Source organism: Dactylosporangium fulvum (assembly GCF_025137375.1).
GTDB classification, from domain to species: Bacteria; Actinomycetota; Actinomycetes; order Mycobacteriales; family Micromonosporaceae; genus Dactylosporangium; species Dactylosporangium fulvum.
The window spans coordinates 7,890,984-7,916,544 of sequence record NZ_CP073720.1; the positions used below are offsets into that span (position 1 = coordinate 7,890,984).

A 25,561-nucleotide genomic window follows, 5' to 3' on the forward strand; every position below is an offset into this window, starting at 1 on the left:
GCCTGTCCAGACGGCTCTGCCGCTGTTGCCGCAGGTCAGATACGTTGCGGGGATGTCTCGTGCGTCGCGTGTCCCGCTGGTGGCGGGCCTCATCGCCGTCGTCCCCGCGGTCTCCGGCGTGGTCACCGTGCTGTGGGCCACCTCCGTCGGCGTGCGTAACGCCCGCGTGGAGCCGTACCTGCACGCCTGGGTCTCGGCGGGCGCACTCGTCGTGGGCGTTCCCGCCGTGCTGTTCGCGATCGGCCTGCTCGCGACGGCCGGGCTGGTGCTGGCCCGCCGCGCCGCCGCGCGCTGGTCTGGTTGGCCGGCACCGGCACCACCCTGGCCCTGGTGGTGTGCGCGACGCACTACTTCATGTTGAACCCCGAGGGGTACGACATCTGGATCGGGCCGTCGCCGTGGATCGCCGGCGCGGCCACGGCGGTCACCATCGGCGTGCTCACCGTCACGGCGATCTGCCTCGGCGTCCCGGTCACCCGCCGCGCCCTCGCCCATCCCGCAACGCCGCCCGCCGATCCGGGCGCGCTCGCCGCTTCCACCGCCGCGCCGGACCCGGCCGGTTACGGTGCCCTCGTGCGGACGGACGGCGCGCCCGCGCCGCTGCGGCGCAGCGTGTGGTGGTTCGGTGCCGGCGGCGCGCTGGGGATCGTCTCATTCGCCGGGGCGATCGCCCTGGACAGCCTGGTCACCGCTGACCCGGCCGCGCTCGTGGGATTCGCGCTCTTCGGCACCGTCATGGTGGTCGGTGCGGTCTGGGCGGTGGTTGCCGCAGCCGTCGCTCGGGCCGGCCGGCTCGCCGCGGCCAACCTGGCCCGCGCCGGCGGCGGGATCCTGCTCGTCGGCCACTGGCTGGCGGTGTCCCAGGACGCCGAGACGGCAATGATCGGCCTGGGCCGGTACGCGGAAGCCGACGGCGTGCCCGCCCCGGTCGGCCTGGCTCTGCTCGTGCTCGGCGTCGCCGGGATCGTGGCGACGCTGATCGGGCTGACCGGGCTTGCCGATCCACGCTCCGAGCGGTACCTCCGCGAAACCCACGCCCGCCGCAACACCCCGTGGGAATCGTGGGGCACGTGGCCCGGCCCGGTGCCGATCCTGGCACCGCAGACACCGTCGGAGCCGTCGGTGCCGAGCCGGGCCAACGGCTGGTCCGCACCCTGACAGCACGGTCAAGGAACCGCGAGCCGTCTTTGCCCCGGCCACGCAGCGCGGTGACTGGTCGAGCGGATGTCCGGCGCGAACTTCGCATTCATTTTCGGTTGCTCAGGCGGAATCAGTTGGCGGGCTTGCCGAACCAGCGGGAGAGGTGGTCGTCCAGGTCTTGCTGATCGTCGCCGATCCAGGCGACGTGGCCGTCGGGGCGTAGCAGGACGCACGGAACATCCAGTACCGCGGTGGGATCCGCGAGGTAATCGACCCGGTCCGACCAGCCGCCGACGGTGAGGCGTTCGGTGCGGTCCAGCAGCAGGCCGCGGCCGCGATGCAGCAGCCCGTACAGGTGGCCCTGTTTCACCTCGATGTCGCGCAGGCGGCGGCCGAGCAGGTCGGGACCTGCGCCGAAGTCGTAGCGGATGCCGATCGCGGTGATCTTCTCGATCAGATAGCGGTTCACCGCGTCGAAGTCCATCAGTTCGGTGAGCAGCCTGCGCACGGCCTGCGGGCCCGGTTCGGTGGACAGCAGTTCCATCTGGGCGCGGGTGTTGTCCAGCACATCCTCGGCGACCGGATGACGCTCGGCCTGGTAGGTGTCCAGCAGTGTGTCCGGCGCCCAGCCGCGGATCTGTGCGGCCAGTTTCCAGCCGAGGTTGAATGCGTCCTGAACGCCCAGGTTGAGGCCTTGTCCGCCGATGGGTGGATGGATGTGTGCCGCATCGCCGGCCAGCAGCACCCGCCCGACCCGATAACGTTCGGCGAGCCGGGTGGCGTCGCCGAAACGGGACAACCAGCGCGGGGAATGTACGCCGAAATCGGTTCCGGCGATGATGCGCAACTGGTGTTTGAAGTCCTCGAGGGTGGGCGGTGCCGCGCGACCGCTGACTCCCGCGACGGGGACGATGACTTGATAGGCGCCTGCGCCGAAGGGCCTGAGGCTGAATCGCTTCTCGGTCTCGCCGATTTCGGTCACCTTGGCGGCGATCTCCTCCTGCGGCACACCTACTTCCATCTCGCCCATCAGCGTCTCGTTCCGCGAGGGCTCGCCAGGGAAGCCGACGCCGAGCAGTTTGCGCACCGTGCTGCGCCCGCCGTCACAGCCGACGAGATAGCGCGAACGCACCCGCTCCCCGTCGGCCAGTTCGACGGTCACACCCTCGTCGTCCTGTTCGAGACCGGCCACCGCGCAACCGCGCCGGACCTGCGCACCCAGTTCGATCGCATGTTCTTCGAGCAGGTGAACGATGACCGGCTGCGGGATGCCCAGCAGATAGGCGTGCGCGGAATCCAGGCCCTCGGGCGCGGGTTTGGTGATGGCGGCGAAGAAGCCGCCGGCCGGACGCCGTCTTCCGTGTTCGAGAATGCGCTCCAGCAGCCCGCGCATGGCCATCAGTTCGAGACTGCGAATATGCAGACCGACTATGCGGACGAACGACACGGGCTCGGTTTCCTTCTCCAGGACGAGTACCCGCACATCGTGCAGCCGCAGCTCGGCGGCCAGCATCGCACCGGTCGGCCCGCACCCGGCAATGATTACATCGAAGATGAGGGGCGCGCGATCGGCGCCGGAGGCCGGCGATGGGAGTCCGGGGACCTCGACCACATCGTTCGACGACGGCTCGGCAGTGAACTGCACAGGGTGCATAGGTGTTGACCTTTCGGGAGTGCCTTGTTGGCGAGGCGCTCCCGGCGACACCTACGTCAATCGCCCGACCGTGACGGGGAGGGGGAGCACCCACATCGATACAGCGTTCATGGGTCTCACCTCCTCGGGTGGTGTCGCGGTCAGCTGCAAGCTACAAGCCGAGCATCATCCCGTCCAGTCCTTTCCCAGCCACGTGATCACGACTTCATACGGGCCCGTGCGGTTGCAGGGCGAATCCGGCGTGGCGGCCCCGACTGGTCCTCCGTACCGCAGGTGCGGGCACGGGTGGCGTACGCACTCGGCCGGCTCAGTATCGCTGCGGCAACGCCGGCGTTGCTGCGGCTGCTCGACGATCCGGACCGTCGTGTCCGCGACCAGGCCCGCGACGCCCTCGGCTCGGTCGGCAGCCCGACCGCGGTCGACGCACTGCTCGCAGAGGCCAGCAATCAGGATCCGCGGCTGCGAGCTCAGGCCGCGAAAGCGCTCGCCAAGGCCGCCGACTCCGATCCCCGGGTCGCACCGCGACTCATGCTGTTGTCGCAAGACGACGATGCGACGGTACGAGCGGCCACCCTGAGCGGGCTCGCGACCGTCGACGATCACTCATCGCGTTGGGCACCGCTCGTAGCCCAACTGGCGAACGACCCCGACCCCACGGTCCGTCAACGCGTCGCGACCGTCGCACACCACCTCGCGCCCAACAACGTCAGCGACATCCTTCGCCGCCTTGCCGACGACCCCGATGCGACCGTACGCCAGGCCGCCGAAACCCAACTCAACCGACTGCCCAAGTAACCAGCCACGGCGAACCCCGGCACCGGCCGCAAAATGATCGTGACCCGTGGCACGTCGTCTTCCGTGAGGATTCTTCTCTGTCCGGCCTTCTCCGGTCCGGGCTACAGACGGCCTTTGCTACGTTTCGCGAACCGGTGACCTGGCGGGCCACCACGGTGACGGAAGAGGTGAAGCGTGCACGATGACCCGATAGGGCGCAAGGGCAAGGACCGGGTCTTCTACGGCATCGCCGATCGCTGGATCGGACGGCTGCTTCTGCTGTGCGTGGTGGTGGCCGTCCCGCTGGAGATGTCCGGGCCGAGCCTGGCCGGGCTGCCGTTTGACTTCGGCGCCGCGGCCTTCTTCGCGGTCATGGGCTGGCTTTGCTTCCGTATTGGCTTCCGCACGCAGCTGACGGCCCGGCTCGACCACTTCGAGGTGGTCAACCTGCTGACCGTCGAACGCATCGCCTACCGCGACGTGGCGTCGATTCACCTCGACCTGCTCTCGGTCCGCATCACTCTGGGCTCAGGAAAACGAGTCCGGGCTTGGGGTTTCTCCGACTCGCTGCTGAACACCGGCGGTTCCAAGGGTCAGGACCTGGTGGACCGCCTGGGTGTGATCGCCGCCGAGCGGCAGACCGCCGAAGGCCCGCGCCACACCCGCAGCCGATTCCCCGACTGGTGGGTACCGCTCGCACTGTTCGCGCTCTTCTCCGGCGCGATCGTCTACCGTCTGTTGACGCAGTGACGTCATCGCGTTGGCATCCGCTTTCTCGGCTAATGGGTGAATTGATCAAGTGCTCCACCGGATAGGCGTCGGTGTGCCGACCGGCCGCCCAGCCCCCAATGCTTCGAGCGATCTCGCCAGCTCATGCGACGGCGACAGGCAGCCGCACGCGGATAGTGACGATCCGTGCGGAAGGTTCGAGGCGTTGTCAGCGGCACAGCGGACGCCGCCGCGGCCGCAGTTGCCGGATGTGGCACGAATCCAGGATCAGTCCGGGTGGGGGCGCCCCTAACGTCAGATGTGTCAACCAAACGCCTGCTGCCGGGAGGTACACCATGAACCGCAGGACCGTCCGCCTTTCGATGGCCGCCGCCGCGATCGCGCTCACCGCGCTGGGTACCACCGGCTGCTCCTCCGACACGGCCGAAACACCGTCCGACTCGCCGTCGCTGGTGCCGGCCGGTGCCACGTCGTCGCTGAAGCCGAGCCCGACCAAGAACAGCAAGCCGAGCGGCACGACCAAGATCGTCGAGTTCAAGATCGTGCAGCAACCCAAATGCCCCGAAGGCACGGCCGTGTTCCGCGCCGACGCGGTACCGGTGATCATCAAGTGGAAGGTCACCGGCGCGACCGGCGTGGGGCTGTCGGTGGACAACCCGGAGCTGCCCGGCAGCTACGGCAACTACCCGGCCAGCGGCACCGAGACGTTCACGTTCTCCTGCGGCGGCCCGGTTGGCAGCGTCGAGACGCACACCTACACGATCACTACGATCGGCGGCAAGCAGACCAAGCGCGCCGAGGTGAAGGCGTCCGCAAAGGTCATGGACACCGGTATCGGCGGCAACTGACCCGCGACGACGGCGAGGCCGATCAGACTGCTCGGCGATCCGCGCACGACTTGCCGGAGATACAACGCCATCGACTCGGACCGAGCGCATGCTCATCGGCCAGACCAGCACACCTCCACGGCGATCGGCAGTGTGCGCGGGTGACCACCTCCATCACCACCAACACGGAGATTCGCCGCAGCGCGATGGTGTCGAGGTGGAAGAAATCGGTGGCCAGCAGCCCGTGTGCCTGAGTCCGGAGGAGGCGTCGCCAGCTGGTGTCCACACCGCGCGGCGCCGGCCCGGTCCGTGTGCGGGCCAGGATCCGGCGGATCGTGCCGGCACCGACCCGGAACTCGAGGCCGACCAGCTCGCCTTGGATGCGGCGGTGTCCCAGTCTGGGTTCCCCCGCGCCGGCCGCAGGACCAGATCCCGAACCTCGGCGCTGATCGGCGGCCGGCCTGGCCGGTTCGGGTAGGCCCACCGGTGTTGGACCAACCGGCGGTGCCAAGCCAGCAGCGTGGCGGGCGTGACGAGGCGATGCCCGCGCAACCAGCCGGGTCAACGCGGACAGCACTGCCCGGTCCGGCCACGACGGTCGCGGCCGGCCTGTCGGCGCAGGACCGCGACCTCGTACAGTCCTGCAGTCTTGGCAGCGTCGCCGCGCGACAGCCACACCACCCTGCCGAACACTTGATCCATGCTCAGGTACAGCAGCCGGCGTGGACGCGCAGAGCGGGATGCCAGATCCGGAGCGCGTCAGTCCTTCCTGCGATTTGGGTGAGCGGCACCTATAGGCTGCGGCAGCTGGCATTGCCTCCGAGCAACGATGGGAAGTGTCAATCATGGCCACGGTCTGTGTCGAAGCCACCATTGATGTTCCGGCGCAGCGAGTGTGGGAGGCCGTCGCGGATGTCGGTGCGGTACACCGGCGACTGCTTCCCGGCCGAGTGGCCGATACCCGGATCGAGGGCGACGTCCGCATTTTGACCATGCCGGACGGGGCGCGGGTCCGCGAACTCATCCTGGCGATCGACCACACCATCCGCAGGATGGCGTACACGGTGACCGAGGGGCAACGGCTGCCGCTGACCTACCACCACGCGGCGTTCCAGGTGTTCGACGAGGGCGATCACAGCCGGCTCGTCTGGCTGACCGACGTCCTGCCGCATGCCATGGCCGATGCGGTAAGGGGCCGGGTCGAGCGGGGAATCGAGGAGATGAAAGAGGTCCTGGAGTTCAACGAAACCGAACGATAGGCGACGCACCCCTCTCGGCATGAGTGCAGTGGACCATAACGCGAAGGACGTTGGGTTGCTCGGTGGTTGCTCGAATGTTCGCCACCCAGCACGGACAGGGCCGGACTGCACGGGACGCGAGTCGCTATCCACGGAATTTTCCTTGCTATGATTGAACTTGAGCAAGTTGATCGTCCACTTCGGACTTTTATTCATCATGAATCGTAATTGCGAGTCGTGTCGCATCGTGGCTTACCTGCGAAAATGTGCGGCACGTCTGTCTATTGTGGATCTGGATTGCTCCTAGGTTGCTCGCCTGTTCGAGGGTGGATTAGCCCGGCTCTGTCCGCACGCAGACCGATATTTCCGGCGGCGTCTGAGATGCGAGACCCGAGGCAGATGACCGCCCTAACCTGCAAGACTCCCGCAGCCAGGACGCTGCTGGCGGTCTCCGCGCCGGTCGTCGCGGCCGCCGGGTTGGCCGTGGCGTTGTGGCCCCGCAATCCGTGGGTGCTCGTGCTGGCCTCGATCTGCGGCGCAGTCTTCGGCATCGCCGGCGCACGCGGGCGGGCTCTGCTCGACCGGCACGCCGAGCACCGGGCGGCGCTCCCGGACAGTCTCCTGGTCAGTGCCCCGGGTGGCCGGCCGCCGCGCGTGCGGGACCTCGACGACCCGCTGGCGCTGCGAGTCCACCCGGCGGAGACGTATTCGCACGACGTCGCCGGCCGGACCATGCACAGCCGCGTGCCTCCCTACGTGCCGCGCGACGCCGATGAGTCGTGGCGACCGGCTCGGCGTGCGCGACCTCGCCTCGCCGGCGGAGCGGCGAACGGCGCCGGGGTGTCCAGATCGCCGGGCGCGGAGAACAACGCCGCTGGGGCTGGCGTGACGGGCCGGGCCGCCTGCGAAGGTGCTGGGGGCGTGAGGACTGGAGCCGTTCGGCGACCGGGGTGTGCAGGTGGGCGTCGACGAGCATCGCGTACACCACCTCGACCGGCAGGCGGCCGGAGACGAGCAGAAATGCGGCTGTGGCCTGACCGGCTTCCTCGAGGCCGCGACCGGAGACACATACCTGGCAATGCGCCGTCGCGTCGTTGGCACAGGAAACCTATGACATCGACGCTGGCGATCAAGTCGTCCGTCTGTTGGCTACCAGTCCCGGGAGTTTCTCCGGCGGTTGCTGCTCGATCATGAGGACGTCCGCGCACGGGTACGCTCGCCGAATGGTGATCGAGCGGGATCTTCACGTGGCGGGCGGGCGGATGCTGCGGGCGTACGACAGCGGGGGCGACGGGCCGGTGGTGTTCTGGCACCACGGCACCCCGCACACCGGGGCGATCCTCGCGCCGCAGCTCGCCGGGGCGGTCGAGCGGGGCGTGCGGCTGGTGACGTACGCGCGGCCGGGCTACGGCGGGTCAACGCCAGTGCCAGGGCGGGACGTCGCCTCCGCCGCTGACGATGCCGCGGCCGTCGCGGACGCGTTCGGCGTGGAGCGGTTCGCGGTCATGGGCGCCTCCGGTGGCGGGCCGCACGCCCTCGCCTGCGCGGCCCTGCTGCCCGACCTGGTGAGCGCGGTCGCCACGTTCGCCGGGCTCACGCCGTACACGAACGAGCGTTTCTGGTTCGAAGGCATGGCCGACGACGGTGCGCTGCGCGCGGCGCTCGAGGGGCGCGAGGCCCGGCTGCGACACGCGGAGAGCGCGCAGTTCGATCCGGCGGTGTTCACCGACGCGGACTGGGCGGCGCTGAACGGGCCGTGGGCGGCGCTCGGCGAGGATGCCGGCCGGGCCGCCGAGGGGGGTGTGGTCGGTCAGGTCGACGACGACCTCGCGTACGTATCGCCGTGGGGCTTCGACCCGGCGGACATCGCGGTGCCAGTGCTGGTCGTCCACGGCGACCAGGACCGGATGGTGCCCGTCCAGCACAGCGAGCGGCTCATGACGGTGCTGCCGGACGCGACCCGCTGGCCGCGACCCGACGACGGGCACGTGTCGGTCATGACAGCGTACGGCGACGCGCTGGACTGGCTCACCTCGCGCTGACACGGATCGCCCCGGTTCGCCGGCTGGTGGCCGAAACCGTCGGCCACCAGGATTGTTCTATCAGTGTCTTCGCCACCAGGTTGGTCGTCCGCGCATCCCGTGGTGCCAGGTGTCGCCTTGCTGTCGGGCGTCCACGAGGAGTTCCTCGTCGCGCTCGTACCGGTATTCGTGGCGCGGCTCGTGTGGGCTCCAGTTGCCGACGTACGGACGGAGGTCGTCGGGTCCGGGCGTCATGTCGAACGGCACGGCGGTGAGGCCGGTGCTGCCGGCGGTGGGATCGATACGGTCGGCGGTGGTCCGGCCCCAGGCAATCCAAGCGACGCGGTTGCTCGCGGTGGCGGGTCGTCGTCTAGCGAGGCGGATTGTTCGAGCGCGTCGCAGAACGCGCGCCATCTCCGCCGCCGCGACCCAGCGACACCACCGACCCGGCACGCGTCTTTGCCGCCCTCGACGCCGACCCGACGAACATCAATGTCACCCAGGAGTCGCTGCCCCGTGCGTTGCAGCTGATCCGTCTGCTCGCCGCCGAGGCCAGCAAACGCGGTCACCGGGTGGGCGTCAACACCAAGACGAAACACCCGCGGGCGTACCTGCAGATCGGTCAGGCCCGCCGGGCGGTCACCCTCACCGAGGAGTACGACAGGTCCAGCACGTGCCCACCACCCAGGAACTGCGGGATCTACGTCGTCGCCCGTGGATGAGGCCTCCCGAGTTCGACACGGTCGCCTCGGGACGACTTCGCCTGGAGATCGCCCGGGACGGCTACGACAAGCGAGACACCTGGACCGACACCAAACGCGCCCGGCTGGAGCAGCGGCTCCGGCAGGTCATCCGGGACGTTGAGGCCAGCGCCACCGCCGATGAACAGGCACGACTCGCGTACCAGCGTGCGTAGGAGGAAGCCGCGGCGGAACGCAGGCGGCAGGAGGATGCCACCCTCATGCAGTGGCGGGCCGCGATGGCCGACGCCCGCATCCGGGCCGTCGACAAGCTCCGCACGGACACCTTCCAGAACGCCTACCAAGCGTGGACCGCCGCCGCCGACATCCGCGCGTTCTGCACCGCCCTCGAACAGGCGGCGACGAACGGTGACATCAACGACTCCGAGAACGTCGCCCGCTGGATCGCATGGGGCAGGGCCGCCGCCGATCGGATCGACCCCGCCTGCGGCACCCCGTCGTTGGCCGACGTCAGCTTCGACGTCGAACCCAGGCCCACCGACCTCCGCCCTTTTCTCGGCGAATGGAGCCCTCATCGTCCGCAGAAGGAGTACCGCTCCGAACGCGACGAACAAGCCCTCGCCGACACCCGGCACCAGGCCGAGAGCTGGCACCACGGAATGCTCGGCCGCCGGACCTGGCGGTGAACAGCGTCGGGCCCGGGAGGTGGGCGTCTACAGGTCGACAGCGGCGCGGAACCCTTGGCCTCGCACGGCAGGCGGCTGACGGTCCTGCCATGGCTGTACAAGCGCGACGGCCGGGCCGCCCACCGTTGCGGCACGAACTACGCTGCCGGACGCGGCGTCAGGATGCGGTCTGAGAGGATCTGCCTGTGCTAGGGGATAACGGATGGATGAACGAACGCGTCGGGAACGCACAACGGACTCATGTTCTCGACCTCCTGGGTAAGGCCGTTCAGGAGGGCTATCTCGACCTGTCCGAGTTCGACCAGCGAATGAACATCGTGACCTCAGCGAAGACGGCGCACGAGCTACTTGGTCAGCTTTCGGATCTTCCGCCGCGGTTCCATTGGGATCCCAGGTCGTTGCCGCTCCCACCATCCGCGCCAATGACCGCGCCTCATCCTAATGCGCGCACGACCACCGTCGCGTCATTGGTACTAGCTATCGCGTCCATTCCCCTGGCGGTGTGTTATGGCATGGGAGGTCTATTTGGCATCGCCGCGGTCGTGCTGAGTATACCTGGATTGCGCAGTGCGAATGAACGCGGCAAGGCGATGACGGGACTCGTCCTTGGCTGTCTCGGGATAGTCGCGTCGATCGCCATGTTCTTCCTTTTAATGTTTACTCAAACGACGCCAACCACGCGCTGACGGGCGATCTAGGCACAATGCCGTTTAGTTAAGGCATTGGTGCTGGTCAGCGTGGTGAGCTGACGAGGTCTCGTCTGGCCGGTACGGTGCCGTGGCGTGGCGTGGTCTGAAAATGGAGTCGCGGCGGCTGTGCAGGGTCGGTTGACCGATCGCATCGGGCTCGGGGTGGTGTCGGCCCGGTTCAGCCGGATCTGCTGGAAGAGGTGCTCAACCGCAGCGAGCGGCGGGAGCAGCGGGTCCGGCGGCTGCCGGCGCACGTGATGATCCGGTATGTGATCGCGATGGGCTGTTCGCCCGGGCGTGCATGCCCTTGGCCGGGCCGGGCACGAAGGGCGTCTGGCTGGCCCGGCGGCTGGCCCGGCGCTGGCTGATGGCGATCGACGCGACCAGCCTACGATGTGGCCGGCACCCCGGCCGACGTGGAACGCTTCGGCTGGATGGGGTCGGGGCCGAAGGCGTCGGCGTACCAGAAACTGCACGTCGCAGTCCTCGCCGAGTGCGGCAGCCACGCGATCGTCGGGGCGGTGCTCGGGCTCGTGCCGTACCGGGGAACGTCCATGCCTCGTGGTCGGTGTCCTGGCTGAACCGGATGGTGTCGGCGGCCCCGTCGAGGAGATGTCGAGGAGATGCTGTCGGGCGTGTTTCCGGTTCACTGCGCTGGCGGCTCCTTGCTGGACTGGCCGCCGGCGTTGTGGGGGGTGAGTGCCTGCGCCATGCGGCTGAGCAGGAGTTGCCGTTCCTGTCTGGTCGGTGCGAGTTCGGCCGCGCGTTCCAGCTCGGCTGCGGCCTCGGTGTGGCGGCCGAGCCGGGTGAGGATGTCCCCGCGCACCGCGCCCAGCAGGTGGTAGTCGGCCATCCGGCGGTCGGCGAGCAGTGGTCGGGTCGTGGCGAGTGCGGCTTCGGGTCCGTCGACGTGGAGCACGGCGACCGCGCGGTTGAGCTCCACGACGGGTGACCGGGTGATCTGGGTGAGGGCGTCGTAGAGCGCGAGGATGGCGACCCAGTCGGTGACTGCGAACGTCGCCGCGCGGGCGTGGCAGGCGGAGATGGCGGCCTGCAGCGAAAACACGCCGAGGGGCCGGGCCAGGTCGAAAGCGCGGTCGAGCATGCTGAGGCCGTGCTCGACCAGCGTGCGGTCCCAGAGTCGACGGTCCTGGTCCTCGAGCCGGACCGGGATGCCGGCAGCGTCGACCCGGGTCCGGAAGCGGGAGGCCTGCAACTCCATGAGAGCGACCAGTCCGAACACTTCGGGCTCGGTCGGGGAGAGTCCTGCGAGGACCCGTCCCATCCGCATCGCCTCGACGGCGAGGTCGGCGCGGACGAGGTTCGTGCCTGACGAGGCCGAATAGCCCTCGTTGAAGATCGCGTAGAGCACATCCAGCACCGCGCGCAGACGTTCGGGGAGTTCCCCGGCTGACGGGGCCTCGATCGGCACCCGCGCCTCGGCCAGGGTCCGCTTGGCGCGTGAGATCCGCTGCCCGATCGTCGCAGTGGGCACGAGGAAAGCACGGGCGACCTCGTCGGTCGTCAGCCCGCCGAAGAGCCTCAGTGTGAGCGCGACCCGGGATTCGGGTGAGAGCACGGGATGGCACGTGGTGAACACCATGGTGAGCAGGTCGTCCGGGATCGGATCGAGTGCCTCGTCCGCGACATCGGCCAGCTCGCCCTCGTGCCCGGCAACGAGGAGCGGCGCCTTCCTACGGGCCGTCTCCTCGCGCCGGGCACGGTCGATCGCCTTGTGCCAGGCGGTCTTCATCAGCCAGGCACCCGGCCTCGGCGGGATGCCGTCAGCCGGCCACTGCTCCAATGCCGACACGAACGCCTCGGACACAAGATCCTCGGCGATGTCGAGGCTCCCGATCCGGCGGGCGAGTGTCGCGATCAACTGAGGCGCCTCGATCCGCCACAACGCCTCGACCGACTTGCGCAGGTCCATGGCCGGGTCCGGTTCAGTCCGAGGCCGGGTCGAGCAACTGCTCGCTCTTGGCGAGCGCGTCAGCGTCGACAGTCCGGGCGAAGTCGGCGTTGCCCTCGTCGGCGGCATCGTCCTTGGTCATCACCATCACACGCATGAGAAGGATCCTCTCGGTTGATCCGGTCTCAGTCCAGGCCGGTGGTCCGGCGCAGCAGACCGGCGATGAAATCGGTGTCGACCGTGTCGCCCTCGGCGAGGTCGACGACCTTACGGTCGCCGTTGCCCATCGACCGCAGGTCGTCGCTCATCTCGGTGCTCCTGTTCAGACGGTGGTGACGCGGTAGGTCGACACGACCACACCGGACTCGAAGGTGGTGGTCTCGAAGTGCTGCAGGCCGGTCGGGCTCTCAGCGCGGAACAGCGGCTCACCACTGCCCTTCAGAACCGGATAGGTCCAAATCTTGTACTCGTCGAGCAGCCCCGCCGTCGCGAGCGCATCAGTCAACCGGCCGTTACCCCAGATCAGGATGTCGGTGCCATCGTCCTCCTTGAGTGCCTTGACAGCGGTCAGCAGCTCGGCGCCGGCGATGACGGTCGTCGGGTTCCAGACGCTGGTGTCGACCGGCTGGGAAGCGACGACGTACTTGTGCATGGCGTTGACGTGGTCGGCGTACGGGTTCCCACCCATGTTGGGCCACGCCTGCGCCATGCCCTCGTAGGTGATGCGGCCCAGGAGCAGCGTGTCGGCGCTGAGCGTCAGGTCCAGGGCGTACTGCATGGCCGCCGGGTCGTTGTATGCCAGCGACCACTCGTGGGGGTTGTCGATGAAGCCGTCGACAGTGCTGTAGGTCGAAGCGATGATGCGTCGCATCAGGTCTCCCCTGGTAGTGGGGCCGGCTTTTCCGGCCCGCACCCATCCTTCGCGCGACAACGCGCCGTTTCGACATCAGAGCCAAAAAAATCTTTCATTCCCCGCGTCGTCCGACACAGCCCTCGATTCCTCGCTGCCCGGTGTCGCGATCGCGGCCGGGATTGCACTCCTCCGCACGACCGCCGACCTCCCCTCGCCCCTCGCCGCGGGCATGATGACCGCCGCCTCGCAGACGGCTCTGCGTGATCGCGAGTTCGCCGAACCCATCACCGCCGGCGACGAACGGACGGGCAGCACGAGCACCACCAACCCCACCCACACCAGTTCGTCATCGTCGGCTTCGCCGCCCGTCAAGACGATCGAGGGAACGGCGGTCGACGACATCGACCTCACCGGTATGGAACCGGTCCCCGAGGTCGCGGGCCTGGCGGACACCTGGTGGCGGGGCGAGGACGCGGTGATCGCCATCTACCCGGGGCGAAGCTCTCGCGCTCGGATTCCCTGCCGCGCAGCATGCGACCATCTACGCCGATATCCGGGAACTCCCGATCTTCCTCGACTTCTGATCCGCAGATACGGCTGACGCGGGCAACTGACCGAGCCCCAGCAGATGTCCATCAGCAGGATCGCCGCATCCGCTCTCATGGTCCTGCGATCGAACCGTGCGGTCTGATCGGCCCGGCCGGCGCCGTCGGGCGCAGGCGAGCGGATTCGACCATGCCGTCGGGCGGCATGACCAGGATGGGTGCGGGTACCCCGGCCGACTGCCGCAGCAGCACCGGCTCGCCGCCCATCACGCTCACCACCTTGAGCTCGCCGATGGCGCGCAACCGGCTGACGAGGCTCGTGTACTCGGCCTCGAGCGAAGTGGCGCCGGTGGTCACGGTGACACCGGGGAGGCGCCCTCCGCGGCTTGTTCGCCGCCGGCCTCCTCGCGGTCGACCGGCTCGCGCCCGGCGTCGGTCCGCAGGTAGGCGAACGCGGTCAGGAGGCCCGACGCGGCCGACAGCGCGGCGAGGGTCAGCCAGAGCGCGCGGTCACCGACCGCGTCGCGCAGCGCCAACCCGCCCGCCGGCGCGACGACGAGCCCGATGGAGAAGGTCAGGCGGTAGGCGGCGAAGGCGCTGGTGGCGCCGCCCGTCATCTCGGCCAGCGCAGTCTGTGCGAACGGACCCCACAGCGCCTCTCCCACGACGAACGTCAGCCCGATCACCACCAGTGTCACCGCGGTCGGGCGCATCGACAGCAGCGCGAACGGTACGGCGAGCACCAGCAGGGAGGACGGTAGGACCCACCGCCACGGCCACAGGCCACCCACCCGGGCGATCAGCAGCTCCGCGCCGATGAGCAGCACCGGGACCGCACCGATGAGCACGCCCCAGGTCCACGGAGCGAGCCCGTGACCGCTGACCAGGGTCACCGGCGCCACCACTTCGAACGCGAAGTACAGCGTCACCGACACGCATCCGAGCACCCAGAATCCGAGGAAGCGCCGGTCACCGAGGACCCGTAGCGCGGCCGGCAGCCCGGGGCGCGCGTCGGCCGCCACGACGATCTTCGGCAGGAACGCGCCAACGGCCGCCGCGGCCGCAGCCACCACAGCCGCCGCGACCAGCCAGCCGATGCGATTCCACGACAGCAGCAGCGCGCCGGCCAATGCGCCGGCAAAGCCGCCGGCGTATTGTGCAGCGCTCATCAACGCGTAGGCACTGCTCCACTGCTCCTCGGGAACGTACGCCGCGACGAGACTCTGCTCGACGGCCTGGCCGAGGCCGTTGCCGGCGAGAATCGCGCACAGCAGCCAGAATGCGGCCGCACCGGGCAGCACCGCGACGGCCAGGGCGAGCACCAGGCATCCCGCGGCCAGCCAGGCTCGCAGGCCGGCCAGGACGAGCCGGCGGTCGAGCCGGTCGACGAGCACGCCACCGCCGATCGCCACGACCGCGGCGATCACGGCCGACACGGCCAGTCCGGCACCCACGACGGACGAGGGCAGCTGGAGGTACCGAGTGCCCCAGACACCGACAAGCGCCCACACGCCGCTCAGCGCCGTCCAGTACAGCAATGAACCCAGTGCCAGCAGACGCGCCGCCGCCGGCAGCCGGGAGAGGTTACCGGCTGCGCTCATGCGGCCGTCAGCGTCCCGTCACCACAGACCGGACAGGCCACGTCCCGATCAACCTTGATCTTGCGGTGCGCCTCGTACGCGTTGATGTCGACACTCACCGCGTTCTCCAGCAACGGACTCGGCTCGAATTCGGCCAGGAAGCGGGTGGCCTCCCAGATAGCCAAGCCTCCGCTGATCGCCTGCCGGGGCGCCAGCGCGGCTTTCGGACCGGCGCCGGCCTCGCGCTGGGCGGTTGGGCCCAGCCAGCCGCGCGCCGTCAGCGCGTCCTGCAGCCGCGCGGCCGCATCGGGGGCGGCCGCGCCGGTGTGGCCTGCGCGGAGCGCTGTGCTGGGCCAGCAACAGATCGGCGAGCGTGTCGGCAGCGACGAGCGAGCGCCGCCTGGTCCGCGGATCGCTGATGAGCAGGCGTCCCCCCGGCTGTACCTGGCCGCCGACCGGCCCGGCCTCGGGGCGGATCGACAGCAGCTCGGCCCGGACCGCGTTCGTCGCCGTCGATGTCGTGACAGAGGTCATCGACCCGCCCCTTCCGTCACGTACCGCATCCGCTCGCCGGGCCCGGCCGGTTGACGGGCGCCGCCGATCGCGATGCTGAGCATGAAGCCGATACGGTGCAGCGAGATCGCGACGCTCTCCAAGACCCGGGCCACCTTGATCGCGCGCTCCAGCGCGATGGACACCACACGTCCATCGCCCTCGATGCCCATGCTGGCCCCCTCCGACACGGCCGGCCGAAACGGTACAGCCAGCCTTCCGCAGGAGCATCGTGTCCCCTACGCCCTCGGTCTATGAGACGCCCTCAACCGGATCGTCCGTAATCACATTCATGGTGCCGCAACCCACGCCCACGTTTCCGTCCGACCTGCTGTGTCGCGTAAGTCGCTCTGCCACGGCGTCTCGCCTCACTTGAACCGGCGTCTACCCGCCCCGCCTCCGGCTTGTGAGGCCTCCCACCGCCGAATGTGGGTACTCAGGGCGTCGGCACGTCGCTGTGTTCGTCGCCGAAGAGCGCCACATCTGGCGACCAGTGCGCAACCACAGCAAACCCTGACTGCGGTAGTTTCGGGCGCCGTCGAGGCACCTGCTCACCATGATGCAGGCGCTGACGCTCGGAGCCGCGACGCGCCCGCATCCCACAACTCGGCCAACATCGGGGTCCACCGGACCTCCGAGTCCAGACGTGGTCCAACCCAAGCACGCGGATCACGTCCACCGGACAGGTGAAGACGATCAGCGGATCAGCCATTGATCGTCAGTCCCGGTCGGCCGATCGGGGCCAGACCCTTGCCATCGTTGCTGGAATCGACGACCGTTACGAGCACGAGTGAGTGTGCGAGCACGTATCCCGAGCGCTGATACGTCAAATCTGCACCACTACGACTTGACAGCGGCATGCAACAATTTGAGTTGGCTGATATGGCGAAGAGAGGTGCCGTGACCGGAGTTGAATTGATCATCGGGGCACTGGCGGCAGGCTCAGCCGCAGGTATTGCAAACACCGCCGGCAACGCAATTGGGGACGCTTACAGCGCCTTGAAGGCCCTCTTGACTCGACGTTTGAGTACCAGAAGTGGCGCTGACGCCGCTTTAGAGTCCGGGGCGGCCGACCTGAGCGCATGGCGGGCTCGTCTAGGTGCCGAGCTGATCAGATCAGGCGCGGCCGATGACCAGCGGGTCCTGGAAGCCGCCCGGCAGCTACTTGATCTACTGGACGCCACTGGCATGCCGGACGGGAGGCATCACGTCGACCTGCGAATGGCAAAAGGCGTGCAGGTCGGAAACTACAACACGCAGAACAACGCCTTCTCCTGACCGAGCTGACGGCATGTACGACGGAGACCTCAGCAAGCCCGCATACGTACCGACGGTTGACGCCTTAAACGCCCAAGGTATGCAGGTCGGCTTCGGCAACACGCAGAACAACGTCTACAACATCACACCAGCATCGGCCGAGGCGTCGCCAGCAACCGATGAACCGTCTAGCGAGGACAACCAGACTACAGCGGGTAAAGGCGTTGGTGTTGCGGCCTTCGTCATACTGCTCGTGATACTCGGCTGTTATAACATGATCAAAGACTCGCCCGAGCCAAAACCATCCTTTCCCTCGGAAAACGGGCAGCGGCCCGAGGGCTCCAATGACCAAGCCGTACTGGGCGCAGCCCTGGACGCGCTCCGCTCATGCGTCAAAGCTCCGGTACTTAAGCCAGTACACTGCCCCCAGCAGATTAACGACTTCAACGCGGACAATGCCGCCGACGTAGCATGGCGGCTTCATGGAGACCCCAGCGACGGGGCCCGAGTCGTCTTCAATGGCGAGGAAGGCCGCTTCCACGTCCTGGGAACCGCAGTCATGACCGTTTCCTATAAAGAGGCGCCAAACCAGCCTCGATTCAGACTTAGGATCGTTCACTATTGGGCGCGAATTGAATGGACAAACAACCAGCCAAGACTGGCAGAGATCCGCGCATATGACGACTCACCCCGGCCGGAAACCAACAAGCGGAACCCTTACGTCCCGGACGATGTAGCGTTTCCCTTGGTAGAACAGGCTTTCCAGACTTGCGCCGCGGCCAAGTCATCCCCAATGACACCCGAGTGCCCCGCCAGCAAGAACCCCATCCAGTCCAACAAGGCAGAATGGAAGCTGAACGGCAGTCCGCTGGTCAATGCCCATGCCACATTCGACTCACCCTCCGGCCTGATTCACGTAACAGGCAACTACTCCATCACGGTGGTATACAAACTTTGGCTCTCAGGTACTACGTCTCAGACGGAAACTGGCCAGTACGACGCCGTGCTCTCCGTTGACGACGGAAAGCCCGTTGTATTGAGAATTCAGAAGCCATGATATAGGCGATCTATTAAAACGAGACCTTCGTCTGCCTGCCGTTCCCCTCGCATAGCTGACCCACCCGACTCTCCGGACAGCACCAGCACGAGCGCCCGCCAATCGCGTCCTTGAAGCCGGTGTCACCGCCGGGAAGACCCGCACTGCAGCCCAAGGCGGTGGCCTCCGCGACCAGGGCCCGCACCAGGCAGAGCCCTCAGGCTCGCCTTCGCCGACACCTTCAGCCCTCCGGCCACTGCTGTAGGGCGACCACGACCAGGTGCGGATCTTGTAGGTCGGCCGGAATGGACACCGCAGGTCGCGCCGGCTGCGGAAGCGGAGCAGCATCGGCGGTTAGCAGTTCGATGACCAGGCCACCGAGGCAGTACTGGCCAATGAAACAGCCGCAAAGTCGGGCGATCACGTCATCGTCGAATGTTTGCCGCCGGATCGCCTCGCCGTCGATACGACCTACAGCCCAGTCACGCTGCGGCGGCGAGCAGGCTCATCGTCCGGGCGTCGACGGCCGCCGCTCCGTAAGCGTTCGCGATCTAGGCGATCCTTTTTGCACTCATCAGCGTCAGGGTGTCCACGACCCGGTTAGCGAAGCCCCACTCGTTGTCGTACCAGCCGACGACCTTCACGTGCCGCCCGTCGACCCTGGTCAGCGCCGAGTCGAAGATGCACGACGCCGGATCGCCGACGATGTCGGCGCTGACGATGGGGTCGGAGCAGTACGACAGGATGCCCTTGAGCGAACCCTCGGCCGCCTCCCGGTAGGCCTCCAGCACGGTGTCGCGCGTCACCTCGGTCTCGACGGTCGCGTTGAGCTCGACCAGCGAGCCGACCGGGACCGGCACTCGGATCGAGTCGCCGGACAGCCGCCCGGCCAGGCCCGGCAGGACGAGCCCGATCGCCTTGGCGGCGCCGGTGGTGGTCGGCACGATGTTCACCCCGGCGGCCCGGGCCCGGCGCGGGTCCCGGTGCGGGCCGTCCTGGAGGTTCTGCTCCTGGGTGTACGCGTGCACGGTGGTCATGAACCCGTGCTCGATCCCGGCCAGCCCGTCGAGCACGGCGGCGAGCGGCGCGAGCGCGTTGGTGGTGCAAGAGGCGTTCGACACGATCGTGTGGCGGTACGGGTCGTACGCCTCGGTGTTCACGCCGTACGCGAGCGTCACGTCGGCCCCGGCCGAGGGCGCGCCGACAAGCACCCGCTCGGCGCCGGCTTCGAGGTGTGCGCGGGCCGCGTCGGCGGCGGTGAACCGGCCGGTGGTCTCGAGCACGATGTCGACGCCGAGCTCGGCCCAGGGCAGCTTGAGCGGCTCGCGCTCGGCGAGCGCCCGGATACGCCGCCCGTCGACGAGCAGGTCGTCTCCTTCGACCGCGACCGGGCGCCCGATCCGCCCGAGCGTGGTGTCGTACTTCAACAGCTGCGCCAACGCCGCCGGCGCCGCGAGATCGTTGACGGCGACGACTTCGAGGTCGCTGTCGCGCTCGACGATCGCGCGCAGCACGCCGCGCCCGATGCGCCCAAACCCGTTGATGGCAATTCGTCCAGACATGCGGTAATCGTGCCGGTTCACCCGATCAGACGACAGCGGAAGGTTCGCCAGTCTCCGCAAGCATCGCGCCACTCGACCGCGTCTCTGCCGATATCGCGCCGCTCGGCCGTGCGAAGGTCTTGCGGTATTCGCTCGGCGACGTGCCCAGAATCCGCTGGAAGTGCAGCCGCAGGTTCGACCCGGTCCCGAGCCCGACCCGTGCCGCGATCTGCTCCACCCCGAGTCCGCTGCGCTCGAGCAACTCCCGCGCCCGGTCCACCCGCGCCCGCAGAATCCACTGCGTCGGCGTGTACCCGGTCTCCTCCACGAACCGCCGCGACAACGTCCGCGCCGACACGTTCGCGTTGCGAGCCAGATCCTCGAGCGCGAGCGGCTCGTCGAGCCGCTCCAGCGCCCACTGCCGAGTCGCCGCGAAGTGCTCGCCGACCGCCTCCGGCACGCTGCGCGGAATGTACTGCACCTGTCCCCCGCTGCGGTACGGCGCCGCCACGAGCCGCCGGGCCACATGATTGGCGAGCGCGACCCCGTGATCGCGGCGCACGAGATGCAGGCAGAGGTCGATCCCGCTGGCCGCCCCGGCCGAGGTGAGCACCTCCCCCTCGTCCACGAACAGCACGTCCTCGTCGACGAGGATCGCGGGATGGCGCCGGGCCAGCTCACGCGTGTAATGCCAGTGCGTGGTGGCCCGCTTGCCGTCGAGCAGCCCGGTCGCGGCGAGCGCGAACGCCCCGGTCGAGATCGCGGCAAGCCGAACCCCGCGCGCGTGGGCAGCGCGGAGGGCGGCCACGACCTCGGCCGGCGGCTCCTCACGATCCGGATTCCGGTACCCGGGAATGAACACGGTATCGGCCGCATCGAACGCGTCGAGCCCCTCGGCCACGTGATACGCGAGCCCGTCTCCACCGGCCACGAGCCCGGGCGCGGCCCCGCACACGTGCACCGCATACGGCATGCTCGGCCGGTTGGTGAACACCTGCGCCGGAATGCCCACATCGAGCGGCTTGGCCCCGTCGAGCACGAGCACCACGACTCGATGAACCCCGTCAGCCACGGCCGCCCCTCCCCTCACCCGTGCAGCCTCACACCGATGCAGGCCGGCACGACAGTGGCGTGAAAGCCACGTACCGCAAGTTTCCAGCCACGGCCGCGCCTGGACCGTCGAGCATGCCGTCATCGCCGGACTCGCCGCGGAGGATCAGAGGCTTATCCGTACGGTCAGGAGCACGTACCAGAGGATCACGTTGACGACGACGGAAGCGGCGGCGGCGAGCACGGTGAGGCGCCATATCGTCGGCCGGTCGCGTATGCGGGTCAGGACGGCGACCGTGGCGACGGCGAGGACCAGCTGCGCCAGCGACGGGACGAGCTTGGCCAGGCTGAACGGGTCCAGCGGCGCGTCCCAGACCGAGCTGTAGACGAGCGGGATGCTGATCGCCTCCCCGGACAGCAGGCCAAGGGTCGCACCGATCGCGGCCGAGCCCGGTGACGCCGGCGCGTGGCGGACGACGTGGCCCAGCCATCCCAGCGTGCCGCCACCGATGAATGCACCGGCGGTCCAGAACACGACCGACCGGCCGACCGATCGCAGCCCGGCCATCGTCGCCATCCCGTCCGCGCTGCTCAACGCGTCGACGTACCAGCGTTGACCGGCGACGATGAGCAGGTAGTAGACGAACACGGCGATCGTGAGCGCTGCCGCACCGGCCACGATCGAGGACCTCGGCCGCCGCGTCGTGTACCCGGCGACGAGGGCGACGAGCCCCCAGGCGAATCCTGAGCTGAACAGCGGCGTGGCGTAGGGCGCCAGCGAGTCGTCCAGCAGATCGGGGAGGTACGCTGCGACGCCGAGGCCGGCACCGAGCGCCACGGGCAGCCGGGCATTCACGCAGCGCTCTCCGCGTTCTCGGGGCAGTTCAGGTCGATGATCTGCCGGAAGTATCCGGTGTCGCCGTTGCCGACGTCGTCGAGTACCTTGTCACGCCGCTGCCGTTCGAGCGCGTCCGGGCCCCATCAGTAGTACGAGGACTGGCGCAGCTTCATCACCTCGGCGAGGGCGGCGTCCCTGGACGGGGATCGGTCGCGGCGAGATAGGTCCGTGCCCACCCACCGATGAGGAATGAGACGCCTTCCTCGCCCACTTCGAGAAACGCATCGTCTCGATCGGCACCTGCGCCCGAGCCTACTCCACCCAGCGCATCCACGAACATGCATGCGTTTCCGCAGATCGCCGGCCGAACTCCCCACGCGCCCGCCGGCACCACTTCAGGCGCCGAGGCGTCAGTTAGCACGGCTTGCGCCCAGACCACACACCGGTAGTTCGTCGAAGGATCCGGTCATCTGAACCTAAGGCGAGCACGCGCGCACGGAACTCACGGCGATGCACGGCCGGTAGATCCTCGACAAACGCCCGATATCCGTGCGACATGACCCAGCGCCACAGGGTCTCACCGTCCGGGAAGTACACGGCGACCTCCGCCCGGTCCTCACGCAGGTCCACGAAGCCGGCGTCGGTCAGCAGGTCTGCGGCGTCTACCGGCTGTCCCATGCTGCCCTCGGGCGGCAGATGACCGGCGAACTCCACGAACAACGCGTCGAGGCGCGCACCCAACGATCGGTTCTCGGCAGACGCTGGCCCAGCCGCTTGTCCGGTTCGGCTGCGCGCGCTGCCGCCCGTGAAGGCAAACCGTCCACCAGGCACAAGGACCCGGTACGCCTCCGCCACACCAACTGCCGGACTGTCCAGGACATGGATGACGAACGAGGCTGCGACCAGGTCGAAGCTGCCGGTCCCGAAAGCCAGCGCCTGAGCGTCCATCAGGCACACGCGTGCGGCAGGGGTACGACGCGGCGAGCCGACCGACCATCGCCGGTGCCGCGTCAACGGCCGTAACCACACAACCGCGATCCAGAGCCGGCCCCGTCAGGGCGCCTCGACCAGCACCAAGATCGAGGAACCGACAGCCCACGGGCGGGGCCAGGGCCGCGATGATCGCCGCGCCGTACTCGGCGAAGAACGGAACGACGTCGTCATATTCCGCAGCGACTCGGTCAAACAGCTGCCAGGTCGGACCAATCACAACGATCGATCATGACGCCCACCTCTTCAACAGGCAACCGAATACTCGCCCCCGGCCCGCGGGAACTGGCCCGGCGGCAACGGGACGGAATGGTGCTAACCCGCATCTTCGGCGTGATCTTCGCTGGGGCCGGCCTATTCGCGCTCTACGGCGCCTTCACCCTGCTGGATGGCTGAACTGCTCGCAGTCGTGCCACGGCGAGGAGCAGGGCGCGAAGGGCCGAACGGCGAACGGGGCTGCGCAATGACTGCCACTTGCGGTGCGGCGGCGCCCTCCCCACCGCCATCTTCTCTTGCGTGATGGCCCAGCTTGTCAAGGTCGCTCGTCCAGTAGGGCGCTCCACCTCGACAAGCTGGGCCCATCACGAGAACCTGGCACCGGTGAGGGCGCCGCCGCTGTGTGCGGGTGGCCTCGGCGACAATCGCGTCGTGACACGTACGTGTCAACGTTCGCGACAGGCTATACCGGTCACGCCTGACAGCGGTTGCGGATCAGCGACCGGATCGTTCCCCGATGTGGCGCCACCGATCATTCCGCAAGCGCTGCCAAATCGGGGTTGATCCGGCGTCAGCGCGGCATCAGCCAGAGCCGTTGACCCGCTACCAGCGCTGCATCTGGCCCTGGCCGGCTAGCAGACCGTCGGCCGTCGGCTCGGCGACCCGCAGTGTCGCGATCGTCTGGTCGGTGGCGTCGACCGCGGTGAGGTTGAGCTGCGCCGGCACGGGCATGGTAACGACGCCGACACCGCCGGTCAGCGGTATCGTCGAGGATCCCGAGATTCGTAGCTCGGTCGCGTTCACTGGCGCGATGACGAGCAGGCGGTCCGACAGCGCCGACCCGTCGGACGCGGGGAGCCGCACCGCGAGGATGTCGCCGGAGGGCGCGGCCGCGGTCGTGATCTTCGATGCGTTGGGATCCCGCCACGGCGGTACCACCGACCGGCTCAGGTCCAGCGGGCCGCCCGCGACGCCAGTGACGAGGAGGGTCATGGATGCTCCGGTGCCGCTGAACGCGCAGACATGTACCGAGCCGTCCGATGCCGTGCTGGTGACGACAACGATGGATTCGGTGTTGCCCGGTAGCGTGCCGCCCCAGACCGCTCTCGGCGTGTCGACGGCCATGCCGGGAACCCTACGGCAGTCAAGCATCGCATTGGCGATCATCTCGGGGTCGGCCTGCCCGCGCTCGGTGACCGTCGGCGACTTGATGAAGAGCGGAGGCTGATCCATGGCGTGGTAGTCGAGCTCGCGGACCACGCCGCCGCAGGTGACGCGCCACCAGGGGCCTAGGCCGGCACGCGGCTGCGTCACAAGGTCGCCAAGGTCGCTCCAGGTGAGCGCGAGCGTGCCATCAGCCCGGACCCGTCCATCGGGCGCCGACGCGATGACGCAGCCCGGTGGGGCGACGGCCGTAATGGACGAATACATGCCGTGCACGGAGAACGGGCGCAGGCCACTGAACATGGTGACATCCTCGCGGTTGACCAGGCGCTCGGCGGAGGCACCCACCGGCCTACTCACACCCACGTACACGGCGTGGGTTTCGTTGTAGAACGCCGCACCGTATGTGCGCTGATCGGCAACGTCGGCGAGAAACAGCACCTTGACCTCCGGAGTTCGACGCCGTCAATGCACACACGCCGAACCCCCACCAAAAGTTGAAGCTCCGTCCGTTCGGTCATGGCGGTATGCGCGGGGACGGGCCGGTTGAGTGGCTGCTTGGCGTCCTGCTCCGAACCGATCGCGTGGTACACGTCGACGCCCACCATGACAAACGTCATGCCCGCCTCGGGCGAAGCCCACAGAACCCGGTGACGCACGGGACTACGGCGGAGAATCCACAGACGAGACGCTGGGTCCATGGTGCGCAGCTCAGCGATCCCGGCTCTGCGCGTCCGACCCCGCGTGTGGTTGGGCGTGCTCGTCTACTTCCTCTACGTCGCCGTGTTCTATGCGATCTTTGTGGTCAACGGCGTCGACTACAAGCGCATCGGTGAGAGCGACGAAACACTCCTCAAGTGGTACGTGATCCCCCTCGCCGGCGGAGCGCTGTTGACGGCGATCATGGTCACGGCGTACGGCTGGTGGCGTCCGGCGATGGCCGAGCGTCGTGGCCTGTCGAGGTGGGCGATGACCCTCCCGATCATCATGGCGACCATCGCGATCGCGAACATGGTCATCGGCGACTTCACCACCGTCACGCCGCTCATGTGGCTCTACCTCATCATCGGCAGCGTGCTGGTGGGCTTCAACGAGGAGATGGTCAACCGCGGCCAGCTCGTCGTTGCCCTCCGCAGCCGCTTCGGCGAGACCGGTGTGTGGCTGCTGTCGACCGCGATGTTCGCGGTGTTCCACCTGCCCAACATCTTCCTCGGCATCGGCGCGGGCGCCTTCGTGCAGGTGCTCATGTCGTTCGGCCTCGGCTCGATCTTCTACCTCGCCCGGCGTTCCACCGGCTCGCTCGTCGCAGGCATGGTGCTGCACGGCCTGTGGGACCTGACGATCTTCTCCACCCACGCCTCGTCGTTCCACCTCGCGGGCATGGCGGCGCCGCTCCTGGCGATCGCCGGTGCGATCGCCGTGCCGAAAATCCTGGCCCGCGAGAAGCGCGGCACCGCCGCGCAGCTCGGCTGACAGCCGCTCGCGTCCCGCCTCCGCCCCGCACCATGCGGGATTGCCTCGGTGCGGCCGGTGGCTCGGGCAGTTTTCGTACGCCGACAATCCGCTGC

The 25,561-nt window shown here is 68.3% G+C and carries 32 protein-coding genes; 18 read left to right on the plus strand and 14 right to left on the minus strand.

Annotation, left to right across the window (positions count from 1 at the left end):
• Positions 1-52 precede the first annotated feature (52 nt).
• Both Dfulv_RS36020 and Dfulv_RS36025 read left to right on the plus strand, forming a co-directional pair.
• The gene (locus Dfulv_RS36020) at positions 53-361 is read left to right on the plus strand and encodes a hypothetical protein (protein WP_259858299.1); all 309 of its coding nucleotides are present in this window, start codon (positions 53-55) and stop codon (positions 359-361) included.
• Entirely contained in the window at positions 301-1,158 is an 858-nt protein-coding gene (locus Dfulv_RS36025; protein ID WP_259858300.1) for a hypothetical protein, read from the plus strand. The genes Dfulv_RS36020 and Dfulv_RS36025 overlap by 61 nt, the downstream gene beginning before the upstream one ends.
• A gap of 112 nt (positions 1,159-1,270) precedes the next feature.
• Here Dfulv_RS36025 and rox read toward each other — a convergent pair whose 3' ends face one another.
• Positions 1,271-2,695 carry a rifampin monooxygenase gene (gene rox / locus Dfulv_RS36030; protein WP_259868622.1) on the minus strand — a complete coding sequence of 475 codons (1,425 nt, stop codon included), beginning with the start codon at positions 2,693-2,695 and terminating at the stop codon, positions 1,271-1,273.
• A gap of 384 nt (positions 2,696-3,079) precedes the next feature.
• Between rox and Dfulv_RS36035 the strand changes: the two genes are divergently transcribed.
• The 11 genes from Dfulv_RS36035 (at position 3,080) to Dfulv_RS36085 (ending at position 10,827) form a co-directional block, all read left to right on the plus strand.
• Positions 3,080-3,589, plus strand: a complete 510-nt coding sequence (locus Dfulv_RS36035; RefSeq protein ID WP_259858301.1) for a HEAT repeat domain-containing protein — start codon at positions 3,080-3,082, stop codon at positions 3,587-3,589.
• Positions 3,590-3,763: 174 nt separating this feature from the next.
• Positions 3,764-4,318 carry a hypothetical protein gene (locus Dfulv_RS36040; protein ID WP_259858302.1) on the plus strand — a complete coding sequence of 185 codons (555 nt, stop codon included), beginning with the start codon at positions 3,764-3,766 and terminating at the stop codon, positions 4,316-4,318.
• A 314-nt stretch (positions 4,319-4,632) separates the two neighbouring features.
• Positions 4,633-5,145, plus strand: a complete 513-nt coding sequence (locus Dfulv_RS36045) for a hypothetical protein (RefSeq protein WP_259858303.1) — start codon at positions 4,633-4,635, stop codon at positions 5,143-5,145.
• A gap of 824 nt (positions 5,146-5,969) precedes the next feature.
• Entirely contained in the window at positions 5,970-6,383 is a 414-nt protein-coding gene (locus Dfulv_RS36050) for an SRPBCC family protein (protein WP_259858304.1), read from the plus strand.
• A 937-nt stretch (positions 6,384-7,320) separates the two neighbouring features.
• Positions 7,321-7,476 carry a hypothetical protein gene (locus Dfulv_RS36055; RefSeq protein ID WP_259858305.1) on the plus strand — a complete coding sequence of 52 codons (156 nt, stop codon included), beginning with the start codon at positions 7,321-7,323 and terminating at the stop codon, positions 7,474-7,476.
• A gap of 109 nt (positions 7,477-7,585) precedes the next feature.
• Complete coding sequence (locus tag Dfulv_RS36060) at positions 7,586-8,404, plus strand: alpha/beta fold hydrolase (RefSeq protein ID WP_259858306.1); 819 nt, start codon at positions 7,586-7,588, stop codon at positions 8,402-8,404.
• A 362-nt stretch (positions 8,405-8,766) separates the two neighbouring features.
• On the plus strand, positions 8,767-9,105 hold the full coding sequence (locus tag Dfulv_RS36065; protein WP_259858307.1) for a hypothetical protein: 339 nt from the start codon (positions 8,767-8,769) through the stop codon (positions 9,103-9,105).
• Complete coding sequence (locus Dfulv_RS36070; protein WP_259858308.1) at positions 9,102-9,299, plus strand: hypothetical protein; 198 nt, start codon at positions 9,102-9,104, stop codon at positions 9,297-9,299. Before Dfulv_RS36065 ends, Dfulv_RS36070 begins: the two co-directional genes overlap by 4 nt.
• A 45-nt stretch (positions 9,300-9,344) precedes the next feature.
• Positions 9,345-9,770, plus strand: a complete 426-nt coding sequence (locus Dfulv_RS36075) for a hypothetical protein (protein ID WP_259858309.1) — start codon at positions 9,345-9,347, stop codon at positions 9,768-9,770.
• Between the two features lie 206 nt (positions 9,771-9,976).
• Positions 9,977-10,456: a DUF1707 and DUF4190 domain-containing protein gene (locus tag Dfulv_RS36080; RefSeq protein WP_259858310.1), complete on the plus strand. Its 480-nt coding sequence runs from the start codon at positions 9,977-9,979 to the stop codon at positions 10,454-10,456.
• Between the two features lie 203 nt (positions 10,457-10,659).
• Entirely contained in the window at positions 10,660-10,827 is a 168-nt protein-coding gene (locus tag Dfulv_RS36085) for a transposase domain-containing protein (RefSeq protein ID WP_259858311.1), read from the plus strand.
• A gap of 278 nt (positions 10,828-11,105) precedes the next feature.
• Here Dfulv_RS36085 and Dfulv_RS36090 read toward each other — a convergent pair whose 3' ends face one another.
• Genes Dfulv_RS36090 through Dfulv_RS36105 form a run of 4 tightly spaced genes read right to left on the minus strand, consistent with a single transcriptional unit; the run spans position 11,106 to position 13,242 of the window.
• A complete protein-coding gene (locus Dfulv_RS36090) occupies positions 11,106-12,392 on the minus strand; it encodes an RNA polymerase sigma factor (protein WP_259858312.1) in 1,287 nt (428 codons plus the stop codon).
• 13 nt (positions 12,393-12,405) lie between these two features.
• The gene (locus Dfulv_RS36095; protein WP_259858313.1) at positions 12,406-12,528 is read right to left on the minus strand and encodes a hypothetical protein; all 123 of its coding nucleotides are present in this window, start codon (positions 12,526-12,528) and stop codon (positions 12,406-12,408) included.
• A 28-nt stretch (positions 12,529-12,556) separates the two neighbouring features.
• Positions 12,557-12,679: a hypothetical protein gene (locus tag Dfulv_RS36100; RefSeq protein WP_259858314.1), complete on the minus strand. Its 123-nt coding sequence runs from the start codon at positions 12,677-12,679 to the stop codon at positions 12,557-12,559.
• Positions 12,680-12,693: 14 nt separating this feature from the next.
• The gene (locus Dfulv_RS36105; RefSeq protein WP_259858315.1) at positions 12,694-13,242 is read right to left on the minus strand and encodes a dihydrofolate reductase family protein; all 549 of its coding nucleotides are present in this window, start codon (positions 13,240-13,242) and stop codon (positions 12,694-12,696) included.
• Between Dfulv_RS36105 and Dfulv_RS36110 the strand changes: the two genes are divergently transcribed.
• Positions 13,229-13,825 (plus strand): hypothetical protein, encoded by a 597-nt coding sequence (locus Dfulv_RS36110; RefSeq protein WP_259858316.1) that lies wholly within the window; start codon positions 13,229-13,231, stop codon positions 13,823-13,825. The two genes, Dfulv_RS36105 and Dfulv_RS36110, sit on opposite strands and share 14 nt — an antisense overlap.
• Positions 13,826-13,883: 58 nt before the next feature.
• On the opposite strand, the gene Dfulv_RS36115 is transcribed toward Dfulv_RS36110, so the two are convergent.
• The 4 genes from Dfulv_RS36115 to Dfulv_RS36130 form a co-directional block, all read right to left on the minus strand.
• Complete coding sequence (locus tag Dfulv_RS36115; protein WP_259858317.1) at positions 13,884-14,126, minus strand: hypothetical protein; 243 nt, start codon at positions 14,124-14,126, stop codon at positions 13,884-13,886.
• Positions 14,123-15,370, minus strand: coding sequence for an MFS transporter (locus Dfulv_RS36120; protein WP_259858318.1), 1,248 nt, complete (start codon positions 15,368-15,370; stop codon positions 14,123-14,125). Before Dfulv_RS36120 ends, Dfulv_RS36115 begins: the two co-directional genes overlap by 4 nt.
• Positions 15,367-15,534 carry a hypothetical protein gene (locus Dfulv_RS36125; protein WP_259858319.1) on the minus strand — a complete coding sequence of 56 codons (168 nt, stop codon included), beginning with the start codon at positions 15,532-15,534 and terminating at the stop codon, positions 15,367-15,369. Before Dfulv_RS36125 ends, Dfulv_RS36120 begins: the two co-directional genes overlap by 4 nt.
• Positions 15,535-15,879: 345 nt before the next feature.
• A complete protein-coding gene (locus Dfulv_RS36130; protein ID WP_259858320.1) occupies positions 15,880-16,074 on the minus strand; it encodes a hypothetical protein in 195 nt (64 codons plus the stop codon).
• A gap of 727 nt (positions 16,075-16,801) precedes the next feature.
• On the opposite strand from Dfulv_RS36130, the gene Dfulv_RS36135 reads away from it, so the two are divergent.
• Together Dfulv_RS36135 and Dfulv_RS36140 are read left to right on the plus strand one after the other, a co-directional pair.
• Positions 16,802-17,179 (plus strand): hypothetical protein, encoded by a 378-nt coding sequence (locus Dfulv_RS36135; protein WP_259858321.1) that lies wholly within the window; start codon positions 16,802-16,804, stop codon positions 17,177-17,179.
• Positions 17,180-17,192: 13 nt separating this feature from the next.
• Positions 17,193-18,215 carry a hypothetical protein gene (locus Dfulv_RS36140; protein WP_259858322.1) on the plus strand — a complete coding sequence of 341 codons (1,023 nt, stop codon included), beginning with the start codon at positions 17,193-17,195 and terminating at the stop codon, positions 18,213-18,215.
• Between the two features lie 530 nt (positions 18,216-18,745).
• On the opposite strand, the gene gap is transcribed toward Dfulv_RS36140, so the two are convergent.
• From gap to Dfulv_RS36160, 4 genes are all read right to left on the minus strand, one after another.
• Positions 18,746-19,756, minus strand: coding sequence for a type I glyceraldehyde-3-phosphate dehydrogenase (gene gap / locus Dfulv_RS36145; protein WP_259858323.1), 1,011 nt, complete (start codon positions 19,754-19,756; stop codon positions 18,746-18,748).
• 25 nt (positions 19,757-19,781) lie between these two features.
• Complete coding sequence (locus tag Dfulv_RS36150) at positions 19,782-20,780, minus strand: GlxA family transcriptional regulator (RefSeq protein WP_259858324.1); 999 nt, start codon at positions 20,778-20,780, stop codon at positions 19,782-19,784.
• A gap of 171 nt (positions 20,781-20,951) precedes the next feature.
• Positions 20,952-21,641, minus strand: a complete 690-nt coding sequence (locus Dfulv_RS36155) for a DUF6518 family protein (protein WP_259858325.1) — start codon at positions 21,639-21,641, stop codon at positions 20,952-20,954.
• Positions 21,642-22,037: 396 nt separating this feature from the next.
• A complete protein-coding gene (locus Dfulv_RS36160) occupies positions 22,038-22,571 on the minus strand; it encodes a class I SAM-dependent methyltransferase (protein WP_259858326.1) in 534 nt (177 codons plus the stop codon).
• A gap of 273 nt (positions 22,572-22,844) precedes the next feature.
• On the opposite strand from Dfulv_RS36160, the gene Dfulv_RS36165 reads away from it, so the two are divergent.
• Positions 22,845-23,009 carry a hypothetical protein gene (locus Dfulv_RS36165; protein ID WP_259858327.1) on the plus strand — a complete coding sequence of 55 codons (165 nt, stop codon included), beginning with the start codon at positions 22,845-22,847 and terminating at the stop codon, positions 23,007-23,009.
• A gap of 423 nt (positions 23,010-23,432) precedes the next feature.
• On the opposite strand, the gene Dfulv_RS36170 is transcribed toward Dfulv_RS36165, so the two are convergent.
• Positions 23,433-24,434 carry a hypothetical protein gene (locus tag Dfulv_RS36170; RefSeq protein WP_259858328.1) on the minus strand — a complete coding sequence of 334 codons (1,002 nt, stop codon included), beginning with the start codon at positions 24,432-24,434 and terminating at the stop codon, positions 23,433-23,435.
• A gap of 258 nt (positions 24,435-24,692) precedes the next feature.
• Here Dfulv_RS36170 and Dfulv_RS36175 point away from each other — a divergent pair, with 258 nt between their 5' ends.
• On the plus strand, positions 24,693-25,466 hold the full coding sequence (locus tag Dfulv_RS36175; RefSeq protein WP_259858330.1) for a CPBP family intramembrane glutamic endopeptidase: 774 nt from the start codon (positions 24,693-24,695) through the stop codon (positions 25,464-25,466).
• Positions 25,467-25,561 lie beyond the last annotated feature (95 nt).